Genomic DNA, 19,824 nt, shown 5'->3' on the forward strand with positions numbered 1-19,824 from the left:
GGGATGTGAGCGAGGGTTGCGCCCAAACAGCCGGGACGTGAGCAAGGGTCGCGCCCAAACAGCCGGAACGTGAGCAAGGGTTGGGGGCAAAACAAAAGGTCCGGATCAGTTATTACTGATCCGGACCTTTTCTCCAGTTGCGGGGACAGGATTTGAACCTGTGACCTCTGGGTTATGAGCCCAGCGAGCTACCGAACTGCTCCACCCCGCGTCGCAAGAACAACATTACCGTCCGGTGAATGGCAGACCAAATCCTGGCGACGTGATGTGCATCTCCCCCGCCTCACGGATGGTCGGCACGTGCAAAAAAGGCCGGCACCCGCTCCATAAGGAGCGGGTGCCGGCCTTCAATCGACGCGCGGCCTTAGCTGCTCGGCGATGGTGACGGCGTCGCGCTTGGAGTAGCTGACGGCGTCGACGTTGTCCCCAGTCGGGCTTCAGCGTCCATGGCCTTCTTCAAGGCTTCTGACAGCTTGTTCTGCTGTTCGCCGTAACCGGCAAAGTCACCCTTGGCAAGGGCTCCTTGACCGTCCTGGATGGCCTTATTGGCCGCCTCCAAGGCTGCCTTGAGGTCAGCCTTGGCATCCGTAGGTCCGGCTGGCGGGGTAGTTGTTCCCGGGGGCGTGGCGGGCGTCTGGCCATTATTGGCCGAGTCGCCCGCCGTGGCTCCGGAGTTGCCGCCGAACAGTTGGTCCAGGGCCGCGTCAAGCGTCGGCGCAAAACCGATCTTGTCGCCGAAGGCAACCAAGACACGCTGCAGTGTCGGGTAGGACGTCTCACCCGTGGATTTCAGGTAGACAGGCTGGACATACAGCAGGCCGCCACCAACGGGCAAGGTGAGCAGGTTGCCGTTCAGAACGTCGGACGCACCTTGGCGCAGGAGGTTCAACGCCTGTGACACTGTGGGGTCCGAGTTGAACTTGTTCTGCGCCTGTCCCGGACCAGGAACCTGTGTGTCGGTTGGCAGTTGCAGGAGCCGCAGCTTGCCGTAGCTGTCTGCCTTGACGCCCTTGACGTTGCCGGCGTCGGAATCTGCCGCAAGGAAGCCGTACAGAATGTTCCTGGCGTTTCCGTTCACGGTTTGCGGGATGAATGACGAGGTCAGCTGGAACGCAGGCTTCTCCTGGTCAGGCATCTGCAGGGACATGTAGAACGGCGGCTGCTTTACTGCCTCGGAAACGGTGGGATCGTTCGGAACGCTCCACGCGTCGTTGTTCTGGTAGAAGTTGTCAGGATCCGTCACGTGGTAGCGGCCCAGGAGTTCACGCTGGACCTTGAAGAGATCCTCCGGGTAGCGGACGTGGCTCATGAGGTCGCCGGACATCTCCGAGTACGGCTTGATAGTGGTCGGGAAAACCTTCTGCCATGCCTTCAGGATGGGGTCCTGGTCGTCCCAGGCGTAGAGGTTTACCGAACCGTCGTAGGCATCAACCGTGGCCTTGACCGAGTTCCTGATGTAGTTCACGGAGCTGTTCGGCAGGGCAACGGTCCGACCGGCGCTGGTCTGCGAGTCAGCCGTGGCGTTCTGCAGCTGCTGCGGCTGCGAATACGGGAAGTACTGGCTGGTGGTGTAGCCGTCGACAATCCACTTCACGCGGCCGTCAACCACTGCCGGGTAGGCATTGCCGTCCACCGTCAGGTAGGGAGCAAGTTTCTCCACCCGTTCGCGGGGATTGCGGTCGTAGAGAATCTGCGATTCAGCGTTGACGCCGTCCGAGAGCAACAGGTCCGAAGACTGGAACTTGATGGAGTAGAGGATCCGGTTGAGCCAGTTGCCCACGTTCGGGCCACCATTGCCATTGAAGGTGTACTGCGTCTCTCCCCCGCCTTCGCGGCTCGCCGGACGGTCCTGCTCGCGGTTCGGAGCGCCATCCGGGGCACCAACAATCGAGTACTCGGGCGAGTTCTCACCGAAGTAGATCCGGGGCTCGTAGGTAGTGTCGTTGCCCAGGACACCGTTGGACGGAATGCCGGACTGCAGGAACTCGGGCTTGCCGTCAGCGGTAAACTTGTTGCCCTTTGCAGCCACCACGCCATAGCCGTGCGTGTACACGATGTGCCTGTTGACCCAGGTCTGCTGGTTCGCGCTCAGGCCGTCGGGATTCAGTTCACGGACTGCAATCACCGTGTCCTGGACCTTGCCGTCCACCATGTAGCGGTCGACGTTCAAGGTCTGCGGGAACTGGTAGTACGGGCGGAACTGCTCAAGCTGGGCAAAGGCCGATGAGATGAGGTTCGGGTCAAGGAGCCGGATGTTGGCTGCGGTCTGCGCGTCCGCGGCCAATGCGCCGGCTGTCGCCGTCGTCGTGGCGTTGTAGGCGGAGACATCAATCTTGTCCAGGCCGTAGGCAGACCGCGTCATGTTGATGTTGCGGTCGATGAATTCCCGCTCAAGGGTGTTCTCCGAGGGGCGGACTTGGAACTGCTGGATAACCCAGGGGTAGACGCCGCCGGCGAGGATCGCCGTGATTACCAGCATCGCGGTACCAATGACCGGCAAGCGCCATCGGCCGATCACCGCAGCAATAATGAACAGGATGGCTACCAAAGCCGCGGCAACTGCGAGGATCGCCTTCGTGGGCACCACGGCATTGACGTCCGTGTACAAGGCGCCGGCCCAGCGGCCGGAGTTGCTCTGGACGGTGGTGTACCTGTCCAGCCAGAAGTTGACGCCCAGCAGGATCAGGAAGAGCGCGCCCGTCACCGCAATGTGGATCTGCGCTGCACGGCTGGTGAAGATGCCCCGCTCCATGAGGCGGATGCTGCCATAGAGATAGTGGGTGAGGATGCCGGCGATGCCGGCCACCACGGTAATACTGATGAGGAACCCGGTGACGAAACCCAGGAACGGCAACGACATCAGGTAAAAGCTGATGTCGAGGTTGAACAGGGGGTCTGTTTGGCCGAAGGGCTCCTGGTTGAAGAACAACAAGGCTTTTTGCCATTGGCTGGCTGCCGCGCTTCCGGCAAAGAGTCCGAAGAGAATAGGCAGGCCGATCATGACCACCCGACGGACAGGCTCGAGCTGCGCCTGGTAGCGGTTGAGGTTATCCCGGGACTCCGCATCAGGAGCGTAGACGGGGCGTGAACGGTACGCGATCCTGATGGCAAAGAAGACCGCTGCGAACATCATGGCGAAACCGACCAGGAACGTGATGATCCTGGCAAGATTCTCCCGAAGATAAACTTCGAAAAAACCAAGCTGCTGGTACCAGAGGACGTCAGTCCACACATTGGCGAAGAAAATGAACCCGACGACGGCCACGGCCACGACAATGAGCGTCGGAGTCAGGGCACCTCGTCTCAGCGGTGATCTTCCGGGCGGGTTGGAGCTGGCGGGACGGGACAAACTCTGTACCTCATTGGTGTCAGTGAACAGTCGGTGTGCGAGTACTTGACATTCTCTGCCGCTGGGATATGGCGGAGGCCGTCATATATGCCACGAGTGGCGGTGGAGCTAAGTTCCACCGCCAGTCTAGTTGTTTGTGCAGGTGGGAAGGCCCGCCGTGTCCTGTCCGGACCCGAGTCGCTCCACGGCAGCGGTCGCGTCGGCCAACGTCTCCACTTTGACGACCTGAAGTCCATCCGGGACATGCCCCACGACGTCGGAACAATTCGCCGCCGGAGCCAGGAACATAGTGGCTCCGTGCTGGCGGGCACCGATCATCTTCTGCGCAATGCCGCCAATCGCGCCCACGTTGCCGTCGGCGGTGATGGTGCCTGTGCCGGCGATGTGTTTGCCCCCGGTCAGATCACCCGGTGTCAGGTTGTCCACGATCCCCAAAGCGAACATCATTCCCGCACTGGGACCTCCAACGTTGTCCAGCGAAATGCTGACATCAAAAGGAAAGGTGAAATCGCTCGACAACAGCACCCCGAGGACATACCGGTCAGCCTGATTCCTGGTGGGGGTAACTGTTTCGGTGACGAGGGCGCCGTTCCGCTCCACCCCGACGGCGACCGGAGCACCCGCGCCCGCGGCAAGTTCGGCCTGCACTACGGCCATCGAGGTGATGGCCTTCCCGTTGATGGTCTTCAGGCGGTCACCTTCCTTGATCTTGCCGGCGGACGGCGAAGGGTCCGACAATCCGGCAACATCCAGCCGCTGCTCAAAGGGAATATCCAGCTGCCGCAACGCTGCGGCCACTGCATTCTCCTGAGATGTCTCCATGTCGATTTCGCCCTGCTGGACCGTCTGCTCTGCAGTGGTGCCCTTGGGATAAATGAGTTCCTCGGGGTAGATCGCCTTGGAACTGTCGAGCCAGGCACGGAAGACATCGAAAATAGTGGCGGGAGTCTTGGGACCGCCGGTCATGACCACGGTAGTGAGGTCAAGGTTCCCTTTGGCCGGGAACGCCTCGTGGCCGGAAATGCTGATGACCGGCTTGTCACCGTCCTTGCCCAGAGTATTGAACGTCGGGCCGGCCGACTCAATGACGTACGGGACCGGCAACGCGGCCGCCCCGATGCCGAGGCCCAAAGCCAGCAGCCCTGAAATCACCATGATCATGTAGCGGCCGTTACCCGGAGGTACGGGAGGCACCGTGGAGGGATCGGCGTCGGACTTTTGACGCGGATCCTGGCTCTGGCGCGAGGTAAAGGAGCCCTCGGGGCTGGGTGAAGTAAGCATTGAGGCCTCTCTTTTTCCGGCATGGCGTGACCGGTTCCTATGGCTTGCTCCCGCCGCAGGCGGCGGCAGCACATACCAAACATCAACACTACGCGGTACGGCGCAGCTGTACTGCTTTGCCTACAGCGAACGACGCCGCGTCCGGGCAGACAGCTTTCCGGCCGCGCGGTACGGTGAAAGAGATCACCAGCCAGTTCGACGATCGGCGGCACCATGACTTCCAACCCAAACAACCCGTCCAACGACGACGAGACTCCCAAGGATCCCCTGGCAGAAATGCTGCAGAACCTTATGGGCGGACAGGGCATGGGCAACATCGATCCCGCTGAACTGGCCAAGGCTGCGGGCCTGCCCAACGATCCCCAGCTGCTCCAGCAAATGTTCGCCCAGGTCCAGGCCATGATGAGTTCCACCTCCGAGGGCCCCGTGAATTGGCAGCTTGCGCATGAGAACGCCCGCCGGGTGGCCGCCTCCAGCAGCGACCCATCGGTCACTGCCCAACAAGCCAGGGAAGTCGACGAAGCCCTGAGGCTCGCCGAATTATGGCTCGACCCCGTCACTGACCTGTCCGCCACAGGATTGATCGGACGCGGCTGGTCACGCGCTGAATGGGTGGAAGCGACGCTTGGGACCTGGAAGCGGCTGACCGAACCGGTAGCGAACAGCGTTGCCAACGCTTTGTCCAATGCACTCACCCAACAAATGCCCGAGGAAATGAAGTCCATGATGGGCGGAGCCTCCTCCATGCTGCAGAACATGGGCGGAGCGATCTTCGGCATGCAGTTGGGCCAGGCAATCGGTGCCCTGTCCGCGGAAGTTGTCAGTTCCACTGATATCGGTGTCCCATTGGCGGACCTGGAAATGGCACTCCTGCCGGCGAACGTCGCCAAGTTCGGCGAAGGGCTCAGCCTGCCGGAGAACGACGTCCGTTTGTTCCTGGCCGTCCGTGAAGCAGCGCACGCCAGGTTGTTCGTGCAGGTTCCGTGGCTGCGTGGCCACTTGCTCGGTGCCATCGAGGCCTACGCCCGCGGCATCCACATCGACATGTCCCGCATTGAAGACCTGGCCCGGGATCTCGATCCCAGCAACCCTGAAGGCATCCAGGCGGCTCTGTCCCAGGGCGTCTTCACTCCGGAACGCACCCCCGTGCAGACTGCCGCCTTGGAAAAGCTTGAGACTGCCCTCGCTCTTGTCGAGGGTTGGGTGGACGAACTTACCGCTGAGGCCACCGACAAGGTGCTGCCCTCCGCGACCGCCCTGCGTGAGACCGTCCGACGCCGGCGCGCCACCGGTGGACCGGCAGAACATGCCTTCTCTTCACTGGTCGGCTTGGAGCTGCGTCCTCGACGCCTCAGGGAGGCTGCCACCTTGTGGGCCACCCTCAAAGAAGAGCGCGGCATCGCTGGACGCGATGCCATCTGGCACCATCCGGACCTGCTGCCCACCGGCGCCGACCTGGACGATCCCAAGGGCTTCTCCGAGCGCAGGCGCCTCGCCGAGGCAAGCGACAGTGAAGTGGACGACGCCCTTCAGAAACTGTTGGACGGCGGCTACGAAACAGCCGACGACGCTGGTGAAACCGAATCTTCCGACACCCCGCCCGAGGAGCCTGACTCCGATGGCAACGATCCCCAGCCGCCGGTTAAATAACCGGGTCCCGAACACAACCGTCAGCAACGGTCGCCTCGAAAGGCGGCCGTTGCTGCTTTAATCCTCGTCCGAGGCTGTATCGGAGTGGTCTTCGGGGCCGGCTTCTCCGGTGAGCCCCCTCGACGTCGCGAAGGCCACTCCCTCCAGGAAGGCCTTGGCCCGCTGGGTCTCGGGGTAGGCATCAACCAACGACCAAAAGTGCGCGTTATGCCCTGCGACAAGCAAGTGCGCGAGCTCGTGCACCAGGACGTAATCAATCACCCACTGCGGCATGGGTTGGAGCTTGTTGGACAACCTGATGCTGCCATCTGCGGGCGTCGTCGAACCCCACCGCGAGTTCTGGTTACCGACCCAACGGACCGACGACGGGACAGCACGCCCGCCGAGGTAGGTACGCGAAAGATGCGCGGCGTGCTCAGCAAGTACTTCATCAGTTGCGGGGCGGCGCTTGCTCCTGCCGGACCGCTGCTCGCCTTGCTTCTTAAGTTTGGCGAGCATGCGCCGTACCCATTCACGCTCCTGGGACTTGGTGAAGCTCGCCGGGATAGCGACCACGGCGTTGCCGTCTTCCCAAAATGCTGCGACCGTTCGACGCCGCCTTGTTGACCGGCGCACGACAACCGGAGCTCCGTCGTCGGTCACCTGGGGCACGTCGCGGTCCCCTGCCCGTGCGCCTGCCATCAGAGAACAGCGCTCTCCGCCAAGACCGCCAGGACAGCTTCGCCATAGCGCTCCAGCTTGGACGGTCCGATGCCGGCCAGGCCCGCCAGCTCTTCCAGGGAGGTCGGTTTCGCCTCGGCGATTGCCGTCAAGGTGGCGTCGGTGAAAACGACGTAGGCAGGGACATCGGCGGATTTTGCCTCGTCCTTGCGCCATTGCCGCAGGGCGTCGAACGTTTGTTCCTCGTAAGAGGGCGGGCATTGGTTGCAGCGTCCCACCTTCCGTTCAGCGCCGGTGGCGAGCATGCTTCCGCACACCCTGCACGACGCCGGTGCGGCAGCTTTCCTGCGCACCGGGCCTGTCCTGCTACGGGCGTTTGCGGACGCCACGGAGTCGGGGCGAAGGCCGTCCAGGAACCTCGATGGTTTACGGTTGGCCCTCCCGCCGGGTGTGCGGGCCGTTGACCATGACAGGTTCAGGTGTTCACGTGCGCGGGTGATGCCCACGTAGAGCAACCGCCGTTCCTCGTCCACGTCTTCGGGCGTATCGGCGAAGGAGATCGGCATCAGGCCTTCGCTGAGGCCCACCAGGAACACTGCGTCCCATTCGAGGCCCTTGGCAGAGTGGAGCGAAGCAAGCGTGACGCCCTGGACCGTCGGGGCATGTTGGGCCACGGAACGTTCCTGGAGCTCGTTGACGAACTCAGCCAACGTGAATGACTCACCGCGGCTCACAGCCAACTCGTCAGCCAGGGCAACCAGCGCGGCCAAAGACTCCCAGCGCTCACGGAGGGCTCCCCCGTTATGCGGCGCAGCTTCGGTGTATCCCAGGGACGCTACGATGTCCCGAACGATCTGGCCCAGGGGCTCCTGGGGGCCCTCCGCAACGGCCCGGGTGGCAGCCCGGAGTTGCAGGATGGCATCACGGACTTCCTTTCGGGCGAAGAACCGTTCACCACCACGAAGCTGGTAACCGATGCCCGCAGATGCCAACGCCTGTTCATAAGCCTCGGATTGACCATTGGTACGGAAAAGGATGGCTATCTCGCTGGCTTGGACCCCGGCATCGAGCAGCTCCTGGATCCTGCCTGCGACGACAGCTGCCTCGGCCTCGTCGTCCGGGCACTCCATGAACTTCGGTTCCGGACCGGACGGTCGTTGGGCCACGAGCTTGAGGGGCGGCGCCCATGCGGCATCGGCGACGGGTCCCCCGCTCCGCCGGGATCCGAGAAGATCGTTGGCCAGCTTCACGACCTGGGGTGTGGACCGGTAGTCACGGATGAGCTTGACCACGCTTGCACCAGGGAATTGCGTTTTGAATCCCAACAGGTGCTTGGGAGAGGCTCCTGTGAAGGAATAGATGGTCTGACTGGCGTCTCCGACCACGCACAACTCATCGCGGCCACCAAGCCACAAATCCAGGAGCCGCTGCTGGAGCGGGGAAACATCCTGGTACTCATCCACCACAAAATGCCGGTACTGCTCGCGAACGGTCGCAGCCACCTTGGGATCCTCCTGGAGAATTCCCACTGTAATGAGCAGGACATCTTCGAAATCGATGACGTTACGGTCAGTCTTGATGTCCTCGTATGCTTGGAAAACCCGCGAAACTGCCGTCAGGTCGAACCCGCCCGGTGTCCCACGGCCCTGGGCGTTCTCCAGGTAATTGGCGGGCGTCAGCATGGATACCTTTGCCCATTCGATCTCCGCCGCCAGGTCCCTGATGGAAGCGCGGTCCGTACTGAGGCGCAAGCGGCGGGAGGCCTCCGCGATCATGTTGGCCTTATGGTCCAAGAGATTCGGCAAGGTGCCGCCAATGGCTTGCGGCCAGAAAAACTGCAACTGCCTCAAAGCCGCGGCGTGGAAGGTGCGGGCCTGCACATTGGCCACGCCAAGATCGCGAAGCCTGCTGCGCATTTCGGCAGCGGCCCGCGCGGTGAATGTCACGGCCAGCAGCCGCTGAGGGCTGTAGACCCCTGAGTGGACACCGTAAGCGATGCGGTGGGTGATGGCACGGGTCTTTCCGGTACCAGCTCCGGCCAGCACGCACATGGGACCTGTCAGGGTACTTGCCACTTCACGTTGCTCGTCGTCCAAGCCGCCGAGGATGCGCTCCTCAAGTGAGCCACCGGCGTCGAAAAACACCTCTGTCACGGCTGGAGATCTTCGATGACGCCGCCGTACCAGTGCTCGATCAGGGAACGGGCAATCGAAAGCCGCGTGGAAATCGTGATCTCGCCGCTGAGCACAGCTTCCTGCAGCTCATCCCTGCTGAACCACCGCGCCCGTGTTACTTCCACGCCGTCCGGCCTGGCAACGGCGTCGTCAGTGGTGGCCGTGAACCCCAGCATGAGGGACGCGGGGAAAGGCCAGGACTGCGAGCCAAGGTATTGGCAGGCCGTCACGCGGACACCCACCTCTTCTCCGATTTCCCGCACCACAGCTTGTTCCAGGGATTCGCCCGGCTCCACGAATCCAGCCAGGGTTGAGTAGTTTTTGGCGTCCACGGGTCCGCCGCCACCCAGCAGGAGACGACCATCTGGTCCCACCACGGTGACAATGATGGCAGGATCGGTGCGCGGGTAATGTTCAGAGTTGTCCTTGGGACAGCGCCGGACCCAGCCGCCCGCTTCAACCTCCGTGGGGTTGCCGCATTGCGGGCAGTGCGTGTGGGTGGCATGCCAGTTGGAAATCGCACTGGCTTCGATGAACAGTGCAGTGTCCATGGCATCCAAGGTGGCAGCCACATCCCGGAACCCGGCCCACTCGACGTCCGAGGGGATCGTGGCCGTTCCCGCAACCGGGGGCTCGGCGGTTGTGAACAGGAGGACCGGGGTTCCTTCCGGCAACGAGGACGACATCAAGGTGGTACCCAAATAGATGGCGGCAGCACCGGCGTCGGACTCCTTCAGTGCGGTCCACAGGGCGGTGGCGTCGCCGAACCAGAGCCCCTCCGCAGTCACCAGCGCTTTGCGCTGCGAGATGACCATGGCCTTGGCAGTGCCTGAAGCGATGACGTCTTCAACCATGCCGGGTTTCATACGGACGCCCGAACCGCGATCCACCATGGCAGGGCGGACGGGAAGAACAGTGTCCATCAGGTGGTTGGCAAGCGCCGGCGACTCCGTATGACTCATGTATCTACCGTACTGACTCGTACCGACAAAAAACATTTGAAAGGCCCGCCGCTTGTGGAGAGCGGGTGCCGGCACGCAGCCAGGCCGGTCTTTTGGGCCGATCCGCTGTCGATTTGACGCGGATCTGAAGACTCGCCGCGCTGCATCATGGCCATCGGCCGCACTCAATCTACCGTGGAGAGGTGAGAAGAACACCGCTCGAACTGGCCGCTATAGCAACCGCGGCGGTGCCTGGTTTGGCGCCGACGGCTACAGCCTATTCCCCCGACGACAACGCAGACTTCGACTCCGCGTCGTTGTTGGACGCGGAAGGCAAACGCTGGCGGGTCCGTTCGCCGCGCCATCCTGAGGCGAGCACACGCCTCGAAACCGAGTTCATGGTGCTCCGGGCCTTCGCCCCTGCCGTCCGGGCCGAACTGCCCTTCCATGTGCCCACCATTGCCGGCACCGTCCGGCAGGGCTCTCTCACTACCTTCGTTTATGCCCACCTTCAGGGATCGGTGCTGTCCATCGAAGAACTCTCGGCCAGCAGCCCGGCATTGGCCAAGGAAATCGGTGCGGCACTGGCTGCTGTCCACGATCTTCCGCTGAGCCTGGTCATCAATGCAGACCTTCCCAGCTATTCGGCCAATGAATTCAGGCAGCGCAAGCTCAACGAACTGGATCAGGCGGCAACAACGGGCAAGATTCCTGCCACGCTCTTGCGCAGGTGGGAGCATGCCCTGGAGGATGTCGCCCTGTGGCGGTTCAACACCTCCGTAGTCCACGGCGATCTCCACGAAGACAACCTGATGGTCCAGGGCGACAACGTCACCGCAGTGACTGGGTGGACTGATCTGCGGATCGGTGACCCTGCCGACGATTTCGCGTGGCTGGTGGCCTCCAACGAAACGTCGTTTGTGGAAGCAGTGCTGGACCACTACACCCAGGCCCGCAGGGAGACCCCGGACGCCCACCTGCTACGCCGCGCTGCCCTGCTGGCAGAGTTCGCACTGGCCCAATATCTGGTCAAGGCCATGGCAGCCGGACATCAAAGCATGACAGCGGAAGCTGAGTCCATGCTGCAGTCCCTCGCCAGCGACATAGAGGACCAGGCACGCCGCGATGAAGAGGCGGAAGCCGCCGAAAGGGAAATTGCGGAGCATCAGGCCGCGATGGCTGCCGCCCACCAACCTGCGGTCAGCGTGGTGGCAATTCCCGACGCCGGTCCAACAGTTTCGGTGGCAGCAATCCCCGCTGCCGAGCCGGCTGCCGAAGGGTCGACTGACTCGCCTGATACGACAGCCTCGGCGGATTCCGCCCGGGCCGGGGGCGATGCCTCAAGCGACCATGACGATACATCCACGGCCGCCATCAGCGTGGTCACGCCACTGCACACGGCGGACCGTTCCTAGGCTTCATTTGTCCTCGCCCGGACCTCACTTGGCTTTCAAGGCCTCGGCAACGATCTGTTCGAGTTCCTCGGCGCTGCCCAGATCATGCGGGCGCACCACTGCGTCTTCGGCCACGTAGTAGAACGCTGCGCTGACTTCCTCCAGGGGCACGTCCTTGAGCCGCGCCCACGCCAGCCGGTACACGGCCAGCTGCACCGCGCGCGTTGCCAGTTGTCTTCCTGCCGGACGTCGTCCGGTTTTCCAGTCAATCAACTGCCACCGGCCATCGGCGTCACGGAACACGGCATCGATCCTGCCGCGGACAACCACGTCACCGATACGGGTTTCCACGGGCACCTCCACGAAGGCCGGAGCACGCTGCGCCCACTCGGACTGCTTGAACGCAGCCACCATGTCATCCAGCCCATAGGCCTCATCAATGTGCGAGTCCGAGCCGGGTGCCTCGTCGAGGTCCAGCATTCCTGTCGTACCGAAGTACTCCTCCACCCAGGCGTGGAACGCTGTACCCTTGCGCGCCGAGATTCCCGGTTCCCGGGGAACAGGCCTGCGGAGCTGGGACAGTACGGCCGCAGGGTTGTCGCCGAGGTCCACGAAAAGTGACGCGGAGATATGGCTGGGCAGATGGATGTCGTGGATTGCCTTCCGTCGCCTTTGCCGGTCCAGCAAGAGCTTAGCTTCCTGCGACCACTTTCCGGCCGCACCGCCCAAGGGGGGCGAGGAATGTTCGTTGTCGGGATTTTCCATGTATGCCCGCACCATTGCTGCGGCCCGGTCCATGGCCTCCCGACGGCCAGGCGCCAGCCTGAGGCGGGCTCCGGTCCTCGGGTCGGACGGTCCTTCAAGAGGATCGTAGGGAAATTGAGCTATCTCCAGCGAAGTCGTCAAAGGGCTGGTGTCGGGCAAGGCTTCTTCTGACACGGAATCAGGGTGGACGTCGGCCTGCGCGGCAATGCCACAACGTCCGTCGCCTTCCTGCCCCAGCCCGGCAAGCGGCGCCAGCTCCGAAAGGAAGGCGGACATCCCGGCTATCCCCGAGCGCGAACCATTCCACGCTGCGCTGGAGGCCCATAGGACGAACTTTGCCCGCGTGTAAGCAACGTAGGCAAGGCGGCGTTCCTCAGCTTCACCATGGTGTTGGACTTCCGATTTGAAGTCCTTCTCTGCATCCAGCCAGCCCTTCTGGTCGGACTGGTCAAGGTCCCACTGAGGAAGGTCGGCGCGATCTCCGCGCAGGGGCCACGGCAATGCCGCGGCGCCGGTGCTCCACCGGGAGTCCCTGTTGCTGGGGAACGAACCTGCGTTGAGGCCGGGTACGAAGACCACGTCCCATTCCAGGCCCTTGGAGGCGTGGACGGTCAGCAACTGCACGGCTTCGCGGTTGGTTTCCGGCGGTGCGACGTCCAGGCCGCCTTCCTCGGAGGCGGCTGCCTCCAGCCAGGACAGGAAGGCCAGAAGGTCGATCCGCTGCGAGGTCTGGAGGAAGTTCGCCGCGGCGTCCTGGAAGGCATCCAGGTTTCGTCGCGCCTGATGAATGCTGACCCCCGGCTTGGCGGCAACTTCGATGTCGAGGAGCATGGCCCGCTCCACCTCGCCCAGCAGCGTGGTGAGGTCATCGCCGATGAAACTCCTCAGGGAGCGCAGTTCCGCGGCAAGGGTGTTCAGGCGATCCAAGGCCGCACCGCTCAAGCTCCTTCCATGGCCGGAAGTCCACCCCGGCTTGGGCAGGTAGTCAAGGGCCTCCACCAGGCTGGCGGCGTCGGTGATATCGCTTTCCACCACCACGGCCGATGCTTCCTCGTCGGTTTCGCTCGCTTCACCTTGTGCGTCCGGGGCGGACCGACGCCGGGCGAGGAACCTGGACCAGTCGCTGAAAGCCATCAGGTCCGCCGGACCGATCCGCCAGCGTGCCCCGGCAAGCAACCTCATCAGGGCATCAGAACGTCCTGGATCAGCCAGGACGCGCAGGGTGGCCACAACATCCACGACCTCCGGGGTGTCCAGCAGTCCGCCCAAGCCGACGATCTCGTAAGCGATTCCCTGCAGTTCGAACTCGCGGCGGAGGCACTCCATCTGGGCGCGCCGGCGGCACAAAACCGCCATGGTCGGTTTCGTCGGTGTACCGTCGGCCTCTTCTTCGAACACAGTCCGCTGGTAACGCCGGACATCGCGGACGATCGCGGCAGCCTCGTCCTCATCAGTTCCGAACCGCCCGATGACCACGCTGCCGTCACCAGCGGCAGGACTGGGTACCAGCGGCGGGACGGAAACGGTCCCGGAGTCCGTTTTCTCCCCCGCCGCTGCGCCGGCGCCCGCAGCCTTGTTCAAGGGCGCGGCGATGGTATTGGCTGCCTGCAGGATGTTCCTTCCGTTCCGCCAGGCAGTGGTCAGGTAGGACGTAGGTGCCACGGCGTACGACGTCGAATCTTCCCCTGCGGCCTTGTGAACGACCGGGAACTCCTGCACGAAATGGAAGAGCTGACCGGCCGAAGCGCCCCGGAATCCGTAGATGGACTGGTTGGGGTCACCGACAGCGGTGACGGCGTGGCCCTGGCCGAAGAGCCGCGAAAACAGAACCAACTGGGCGTGCGAGGTGTCCTGGAACTCGTCCAGGAGCACCACCTTGTACCGCGCGCGTTCCGTGGCGGCTGCCAGAGGGATGTCCCGCGCAATCCGGGCAGCCAGAGCCACCAGGTCCCCGAAGTCCAGGACCCCGCGCTGGCGCTTGGCTTCCTGGTATCGGACCACCATGTCAGCCACGCTGGCCCGGGTCCGGAGCATCGCCGCCAGTTCCCCGGCGGCCTGTGTCGGGTTCTTCTTAGCTCCGGCCACGTAGGGAAGCTGTTCGAATCCCCGCACCCGTTCGAGCACCCATTCACGCACCATGGCGGGGTCCTGGAGATGCTCGGCGCATTCACCTGCCAACTGGATGACACCGTTGACCAACGTCGACTTTGCGGCTGTGAAGTGCTCATGGTCGCCGTCGTAGGCCTCTACGACTTCGCTGGCCAACTGCCAGGACTGCGCGCCACCCAGCAGGACGACATCACGCTCTATCCCCAACCGCAGGCCGTAGTCGGACACAATTGCGCTGGCGTACGAATGGTAAGTGGAAACCCTGGGCTCCAGATCATCAGCGCCGAGCAGGTCCGCCGGGAATCCGATGGTGCCATCGTCTTCGGCGGCCACCCGCTGGAGTGTGGCCAGCTTGCTCCTGATTCGACTGGCCAGTTCTCCAGCAGCCTTGCGGGTGAACGTCACGCCCAGGACCTCTTCCGGGCGGACCCAGCCGTTGGCGACAAGCCACACCACACGGTCGGCCATGGTGGCGGTCTTTCCGGAACCCGCTCCGGCAATGACCAGACGCGGCGTCAGTGCGGAAGAAATGATGTCCGACTGTTCGGACGTGGGGTGGTTCTTCTCGCCCAGGATGTCCGCCAGCTGCGACGGCGTAAAACGGGGCTCCGGGGTACCCGCGCCGCCATCGAATGTGGAGGCCCCCACACCGTCCAGGAGTTCAGTGCTCATTCGGTAACCTGCTTTCCTCGCGCGCACAGTGGGCAAATGTCCGGAAGACGGCAACCATGTCCGCCATGACTGCCTTTGCCTGGATCGTGCCGTGCTTCAAACGTTGCGCCGGCCATCAACGCTGCGGCCTCATTGACCAAGGCCTCAGCCCAGTTATCACCGGACTCCAAGGGGTCCTGCTGCTGAACAGCCGGACTCTTGGTCTTGGTACCGAGTTGGGCCAGCACAGCGCCCCCGGGCATGGAAGGTTTCGTCGTTTCTGCGGGGAGCCCGGGACCAGGTTCTTCTCCGGACGGCGCGGCGTCCTGGAACGCACCCTTCAAAACTGCCGCCTGGTAGGCGCCCAACTGCGGATGGTTGGCGACTTCTGCCTTGCCCGGCTGGCGCTTTCCGGTTTTGAGGTCGACGACGACCAGCCGCCCCTCGGCATCAAGCTCCAACCGGTCCACCTGACCGCGGAGCACGGCGTGACGTTGGAGGCCTTCGGGGTCCAGGTCCCCGGCGGGTACCGCATCAAGCCTGACGTCAGGAAGCTGGACTTCAAAGTCGTGCTCGACCGCAAGAAGGCTCCTGCCTTCGCTTCGCATAATGAGGACATACTGGGCCAGTTTCCGGACCATGAGCTCAGCCCGCTGGAAGTCCAGCCGCCCCTCCCAGTTGTCCTTCATCCCCAACGTAGGCCAACGGCGGACGAGTTCGGCCACGTACTCTCCGCCCGAAGCCTCGGGCAGGTCCTGGGCAATGCTGTGGACAAGGGTGCCCAGGCTGCGTGCGAAATCGGTGGCCGCCTCTCCTCCGGCGGCCTGGACAAACCAGTCCAGCGGGGATTTGTGGACCGCTTCCACTTTGGACGGTGAAACGGAGACTGTGCCGCCCGGGGGTACAACCGGGTCCATGGAACTCAGGGGCGCCAGGCCCCACCAGGTGTCCGGATCCGCGCCAGGAACCGGGGGCTCCGAGCTGGCAAGCCTGGCCAGTATCCGGGCGGCCTCCTGCGCAGCCGCCGGCTCCTGGCCGGAGGACTCGTCCAGTTGGACGTGCTGCCGGAGTTCCGCCACGAGGGCCCGCAAAGTCATGGGACGGTCCACGGGGGTGTAACTGCGTTTGTATTCCCCTTGGCCCAAGGGAGCCACATAGTCCAGGAATGCGGACGGTTGCCCATCCTCAGAGGAGACAGCCGTGCAGATCAGGACCTCACGTGCACGTGAGATGGCGGTGGAGAAGCTTCGCAGTTCGTCGTACCGGATATCCCGGAGCCGGCTGAGCGGTCCCCGGCCCAGGGCGTAATCCACCCCGTGCTCCACGGCATCGGCATACACCGTGCTGCCCAGGAGTTCGCCGCGCAAGCGGGTATTTGGCCAGACACCTTCCTGGAGGCCGGCGACAATCACCACCGGCCACTCCCGCCCGGCAGCACTGGCGGGGGTCATGATTTCCACGCAGTCTTCAAGTTGTGCGCGTGCTGCCAGCGTGTCCATTGGCAGCTCCTGGTTCAGCAAATAGTCAAGGAATTGCTCCGGCCCTGAGCCAGGAAGCTGGTCCACGAAACGTTCGGCAGTGTGGAAGAGCGCCATCATCGCGTCAAGGTCCCGATCGGCACGGGCCCCGGCGGCACCGCCTTCCAAGGCTGCTTCGGCCCACCGTGGGGACAAGCCCGTGGCTTGCCACAACGCCCAGAGAACTGATTCGGCGTTGGCTCCGGGTTCGGCGACGGCTGCAACACCGGCCGAGATTGTTCGAGCGAGTCGTCGGGCAGCACTGCCCTCGATACCCAGCGATGCCAACGCACCCGGTTCAAGCAGGGCCTCCACCAGCAGCGCGTCGCTGGACCGGCCGCCACCTCCAAGAAGTTCCTCACGCCGCAGTGACTGACGGAGTCTTCGCAGTTCAATGGCCGTAGCCCCGCCGATGCGGGAGGTCAGGAGTGATACAGCGGTCTCGGGGGTCAGCTTGACCGGGTCCAACACAACGGCAAATGCTTCAAGAAGGGGACGCACTGCGACTTCGTCGCGAACAGCAGAGTCTGCCACCGGAACCCGCACCGGAATGCCTTGTCCACCCAAGTAGCGCTGCAACTGTGAGATTTGCCCGCCATTGCGGACAATCACCGCGATGTCGCTGAATTCGCGGCCATCCCGCAGCTGCGCTTCAAGAATTCTTTGGGTGACGTAACGCATCTCGTGAACGGCGGAGGGCAGCACGTGGCCTTCCACCCTGCCCTCGGGGAAAAGTGCCGTATTTTCAGCCCCGGCGTGCGGGGGCTGTTCCATCTGCCTCGCCAACTGACCGCCGGAACGCTGCGAAATACGGGCCGCTACCCGGGACCAGGCCTCAGCCACCGCAGGAGCGTGGCGGTGCGTCATGGACAGGGGCCGTTCCAGGACGGCCCGCTCCGGACCGCCCAGGAGTGCCGGCAGCTCCGCTACGAGATCCGGCCGTGCGCCACGGAAACCCTGCACCACGGTATCCGGGGAGTAGGTCACCACGGCGTCCTTACCCTCAGCAACATCAGCCAGGAGTTCGAACACCGCGGGGTTGGATTCCTGGGCGTCGTCCACCAGGAACAACTGAAGGCGCCGCCGCTCTTCAGCCAGGAAGTCCGGGGAGTCCTGGAATATCTGCCGGGCAGTGGTAATGATCCCGGCGGGGTCGAAGGCCTCCGGCATACGGAGATCGAGGATGTCCCTGTATTCGCTGTAGAGTTCTGCGGCGGCCATCCAGTCGGGCCTTCCGCACTCGTAGGCCAGGCCAACCAGATCGTCAGCTGTACGTCCGGACTCGATGATGCGATCGAACAACTGGCGGATTTCATGGCGGAAGCCCCGGGTGGGCAGCGCCGCGGCCAGGTCATCCGGCCAGGGCAACTGGAAGCCCGGACGCGAGTGGCCCTCCAGAAGCTCCTTGATGATGAGATCCTGCTCAGGACCGGAGAGGAGCTTGGGGGGCCGCGCCAGCGGCAGGACACCTTCAGCTTTGGCGCGCCGGATGATATCGAAAGCATAGGACGCCCAGGTGCGGGCCGGCGTCGTACTGAGGCTGCGGTCCAGCCGACCCGTAAAGGTGTCGCGCAGGGCAGCGGCCGCATGGCGGCCCGGGGCAAGGATGAGGATCTCTTCGGGGTCCAGCCCGTCCTCGCGGACACGGCGGACAGCTGACTCCACGAGTACGGTGGATTTGCCGGTTCCAGGACCGCCGGGCACGAGGATCGGCCCGCTCCCCTGTGGAAGGGAGACCACAGCGAGCTGGTCGGGAGACAAGGCAGGGGCCGCGTAATGGGTTTGCCGCGGCGGCAGCAGCCGGAGGGCTGCGGATGCTGGGCGGGGTTTGGCAGGAGTCGCGGTCACACAGTCATTTCATCATCGGGTACCGACAATATATGGAGTCGACGCTCCAACTGGTCGGAGATCACATCAAGTTGGTCAAAATCCCCGTCCGTGGGCGCCCATCGGGCCGCCGCGAGATCGACGCGCCACCTGCCTTCGCCGGTCAGCAGGAACGCCCGGTACGCACCGTGCAGCGGAGTGGATTCTTCCAGATAGTGCCGGAGAGCGTCGGCTTCGTGGCCGGGAGGCGCTTCTCCGCTTGCCCGCAGCACCCGCCACCAGGCCACGGCGCTGCCGTAGTGGCTCATAACAGCACCAACCTGCCGCGGCCCACCCGAACCGAGGAGCTCGGCAACGTCGCCGTAGGACACCGCCGAAGCAGGCGGAACGAGGTCCACGACGGCCAGGACCGCCGTTACGTACTCCATCCGCATGTGTTCAGCCTAACGGCAGGAGTGTCCTACCCAGTAGTGTCGGTGCCAGCCGGTACCGTGAAAACCATGAGCTCCTGGAACACCCTCTCCCGCGCCGCATTCGACCTCGAGACCACTGGGAAGAACTCCCGTTCCGCACGGATCGTCACCGCTTCCATTACCGTGGTGGACGACCACGGGGAACTCATCGCGGAACACGAATGGCTGGCGGATCCGGGCGTGGAGATCCCCGCTGAAGCCAGCGAAGTGCACGGCATCACCACGGAGAAGGCAAGGGCGGAAGGGCGGCCGGCGGCGGAGGTCACGCGCGAGGTCGCCGGGGTACTCCAGGAACTGTTCGACGCCGGAACTCCGGTTATCGCTTTCAACGCCAGTTACGACTTCACCGTCTTGGCGGCCGAATCCGCCCGCTACGGCGTTCCCCAGCTGAGCCGCTTCCCTGTGCTCGATCCCTATGTGATGAACAAGCAGGTTGACCGGTACCGCAAGGGCAAGCGCACACTGACCGCCCTGTGCGAGGAGTACGGGGTTGATCTGACCAACGCGCATACTTCTGCCGCCGACGCCCTCGCCACGCTCCGGGTGCTGGATGCCATGGCCGGCAAGTTTCCCAAACTCCAGATGCCGGCCTCCAAGCTGCACCAGCTGCAAGTAGACTGGGCCGCATCCCAGGCCGCGGATTTCCAGCAGTACCTGCGCCGCAGCAAGCCCACTGCCGTCATTGAGGGTGAGTGGCCGGTGCTTCCTCCGGTGGACGCCAGCCGCGGCGGTTTCTAGCTCCCGGCCCCGGTAAGGGCTTTCTGCGACGCATGTCACACGTTTTTCGGGAACCCCCGGGTGCCCCGTAGTTCAGGCGTGAATTCCACCCGCGGAGCCATAACCGGAACAGTCAGCTTACTATTCAGCTCCAGCGGGAACTATCTTCGGGAAAATCGAGGGTGAGCAACCATTTCTTCGATTCACGGCGCCCTTGTGGGCTGGTGACATAATTAAGTTTGGCGGGTTGAAGTCTGCTAGGACAGCCAACCTTTGTATTGCTGCCGTTTCCCCGCCCACCGCGAAACGTCTCCAT

General features: G+C 63.5%; 11 protein-coding genes and 1 tRNA gene. 3 read left to right on the forward strand and 9 right to left on the reverse strand.

The features are described 5' to 3' along the window. Positions 1-137 precede the first annotated feature (137 nt). The 3 genes from PV760_RS09960 to PV760_RS09970 form a co-directional block, all read right to left on the reverse strand. Positions 138-211, reverse strand: a tRNA-Met gene (locus tag PV760_RS09960). A 153-nt stretch (positions 212-364) separates the two neighbouring features. Next, the gene (locus PV760_RS09965) at positions 365-3,349 is read right to left on the reverse strand and encodes a UPF0182 family membrane protein (protein ID WP_354627654.1); all 2,985 of its coding nucleotides are present in this window, start codon (positions 3,347-3,349) and stop codon (positions 365-367) included. Between the two features lie 126 nt (positions 3,350-3,475). After that, a complete protein-coding gene (locus PV760_RS09970; protein WP_039242196.1) occupies positions 3,476-4,630 on the reverse strand; it encodes a YlbL family protein in 1,155 nt (384 codons plus the stop codon). A gap of 213 nt (positions 4,631-4,843) precedes the next feature. Here PV760_RS09970 and PV760_RS09975 point away from each other — a divergent pair, with 213 nt between their 5' ends. After that, entirely contained in the window at positions 4,844-6,280 is a 1,437-nt protein-coding gene (locus PV760_RS09975) for a zinc-dependent metalloprotease (protein WP_354627655.1), read from the forward strand. A gap of 57 nt (positions 6,281-6,337) precedes the next feature. Here PV760_RS09975 and PV760_RS09980 read toward each other — a convergent pair whose 3' ends face one another. Genes PV760_RS09980 through nudC form a run of 3 tightly spaced genes read right to left on the reverse strand, consistent with a single transcriptional unit; the run spans position 6,338 to position 10,076 of the window. Next, complete coding sequence (locus tag PV760_RS09980; protein WP_055971893.1) at positions 6,338-6,961, reverse strand: M48 metallopeptidase family protein; 624 nt, start codon at positions 6,959-6,961, stop codon at positions 6,338-6,340. Beyond that, positions 6,961-9,093, reverse strand: coding sequence for an ATP-dependent DNA helicase UvrD2 (locus PV760_RS09985; protein ID WP_018776491.1), 2,133 nt, complete (start codon positions 9,091-9,093; stop codon positions 6,961-6,963). The genes PV760_RS09980 and PV760_RS09985 overlap by 1 nt, the downstream gene beginning before the upstream one ends. Then, positions 9,090-10,076, reverse strand: a complete 987-nt coding sequence (gene nudC / locus PV760_RS09990) for an NAD(+) diphosphatase (RefSeq protein WP_039242204.1) — start codon at positions 10,074-10,076, stop codon at positions 9,090-9,092. The genes PV760_RS09985 and nudC overlap by 4 nt, the downstream gene beginning before the upstream one ends. Before the next feature lie 182 nt (positions 10,077-10,258). On the opposite strand from nudC, the gene PV760_RS09995 reads away from it, so the two are divergent. Beyond that, entirely contained in the window at positions 10,259-11,470 is a 1,212-nt protein-coding gene (locus PV760_RS09995; protein WP_026266958.1) for a macrolide 2'-phosphotransferase, read from the forward strand. Between the two features lie 24 nt (positions 11,471-11,494). On the opposite strand, the gene PV760_RS10000 is transcribed toward PV760_RS09995, so the two are convergent. The 3 genes from PV760_RS10000 to PV760_RS10010 are packed head-to-tail and all read right to left on the reverse strand — an operon-like array spanning position 11,495 to position 18,752. After that, a complete protein-coding gene (locus PV760_RS10000) occupies positions 11,495-14,995 on the reverse strand; it encodes an ATP-dependent helicase (protein WP_354627656.1) in 3,501 nt (1,166 codons plus the stop codon). After that, a complete protein-coding gene (locus PV760_RS10005) occupies positions 14,992-18,339 on the reverse strand; it encodes an ATP-dependent helicase (RefSeq protein ID WP_354627657.1) in 3,348 nt (1,115 codons plus the stop codon). The genes PV760_RS10000 and PV760_RS10005 overlap by 4 nt, the downstream gene beginning before the upstream one ends. Next, a complete protein-coding gene (locus PV760_RS10010) occupies positions 18,336-18,752 on the reverse strand; it encodes an MGMT family protein (protein ID WP_018776496.1) in 417 nt (138 codons plus the stop codon). The genes PV760_RS10005 and PV760_RS10010 overlap by 4 nt, the downstream gene beginning before the upstream one ends. Positions 18,753-18,818: 66 nt before the next feature. Here PV760_RS10010 and PV760_RS10015 point away from each other — a divergent pair, with 66 nt between their 5' ends. Then, a complete protein-coding gene (locus tag PV760_RS10015) occupies positions 18,819-19,529 on the forward strand; it encodes a 3'-5' exonuclease (RefSeq protein ID WP_026266959.1) in 711 nt (236 codons plus the stop codon). The last annotated feature ends 295 nt before the right edge of the window (positions 19,530-19,824 follow it).

It is taken from the genome of Paenarthrobacter sp. CC6 (genome assembly GCF_040560085.1).
Lineage (GTDB): Bacteria > Actinomycetota > Actinomycetes > Actinomycetales > Micrococcaceae > Arthrobacter > Arthrobacter nicotinovorans.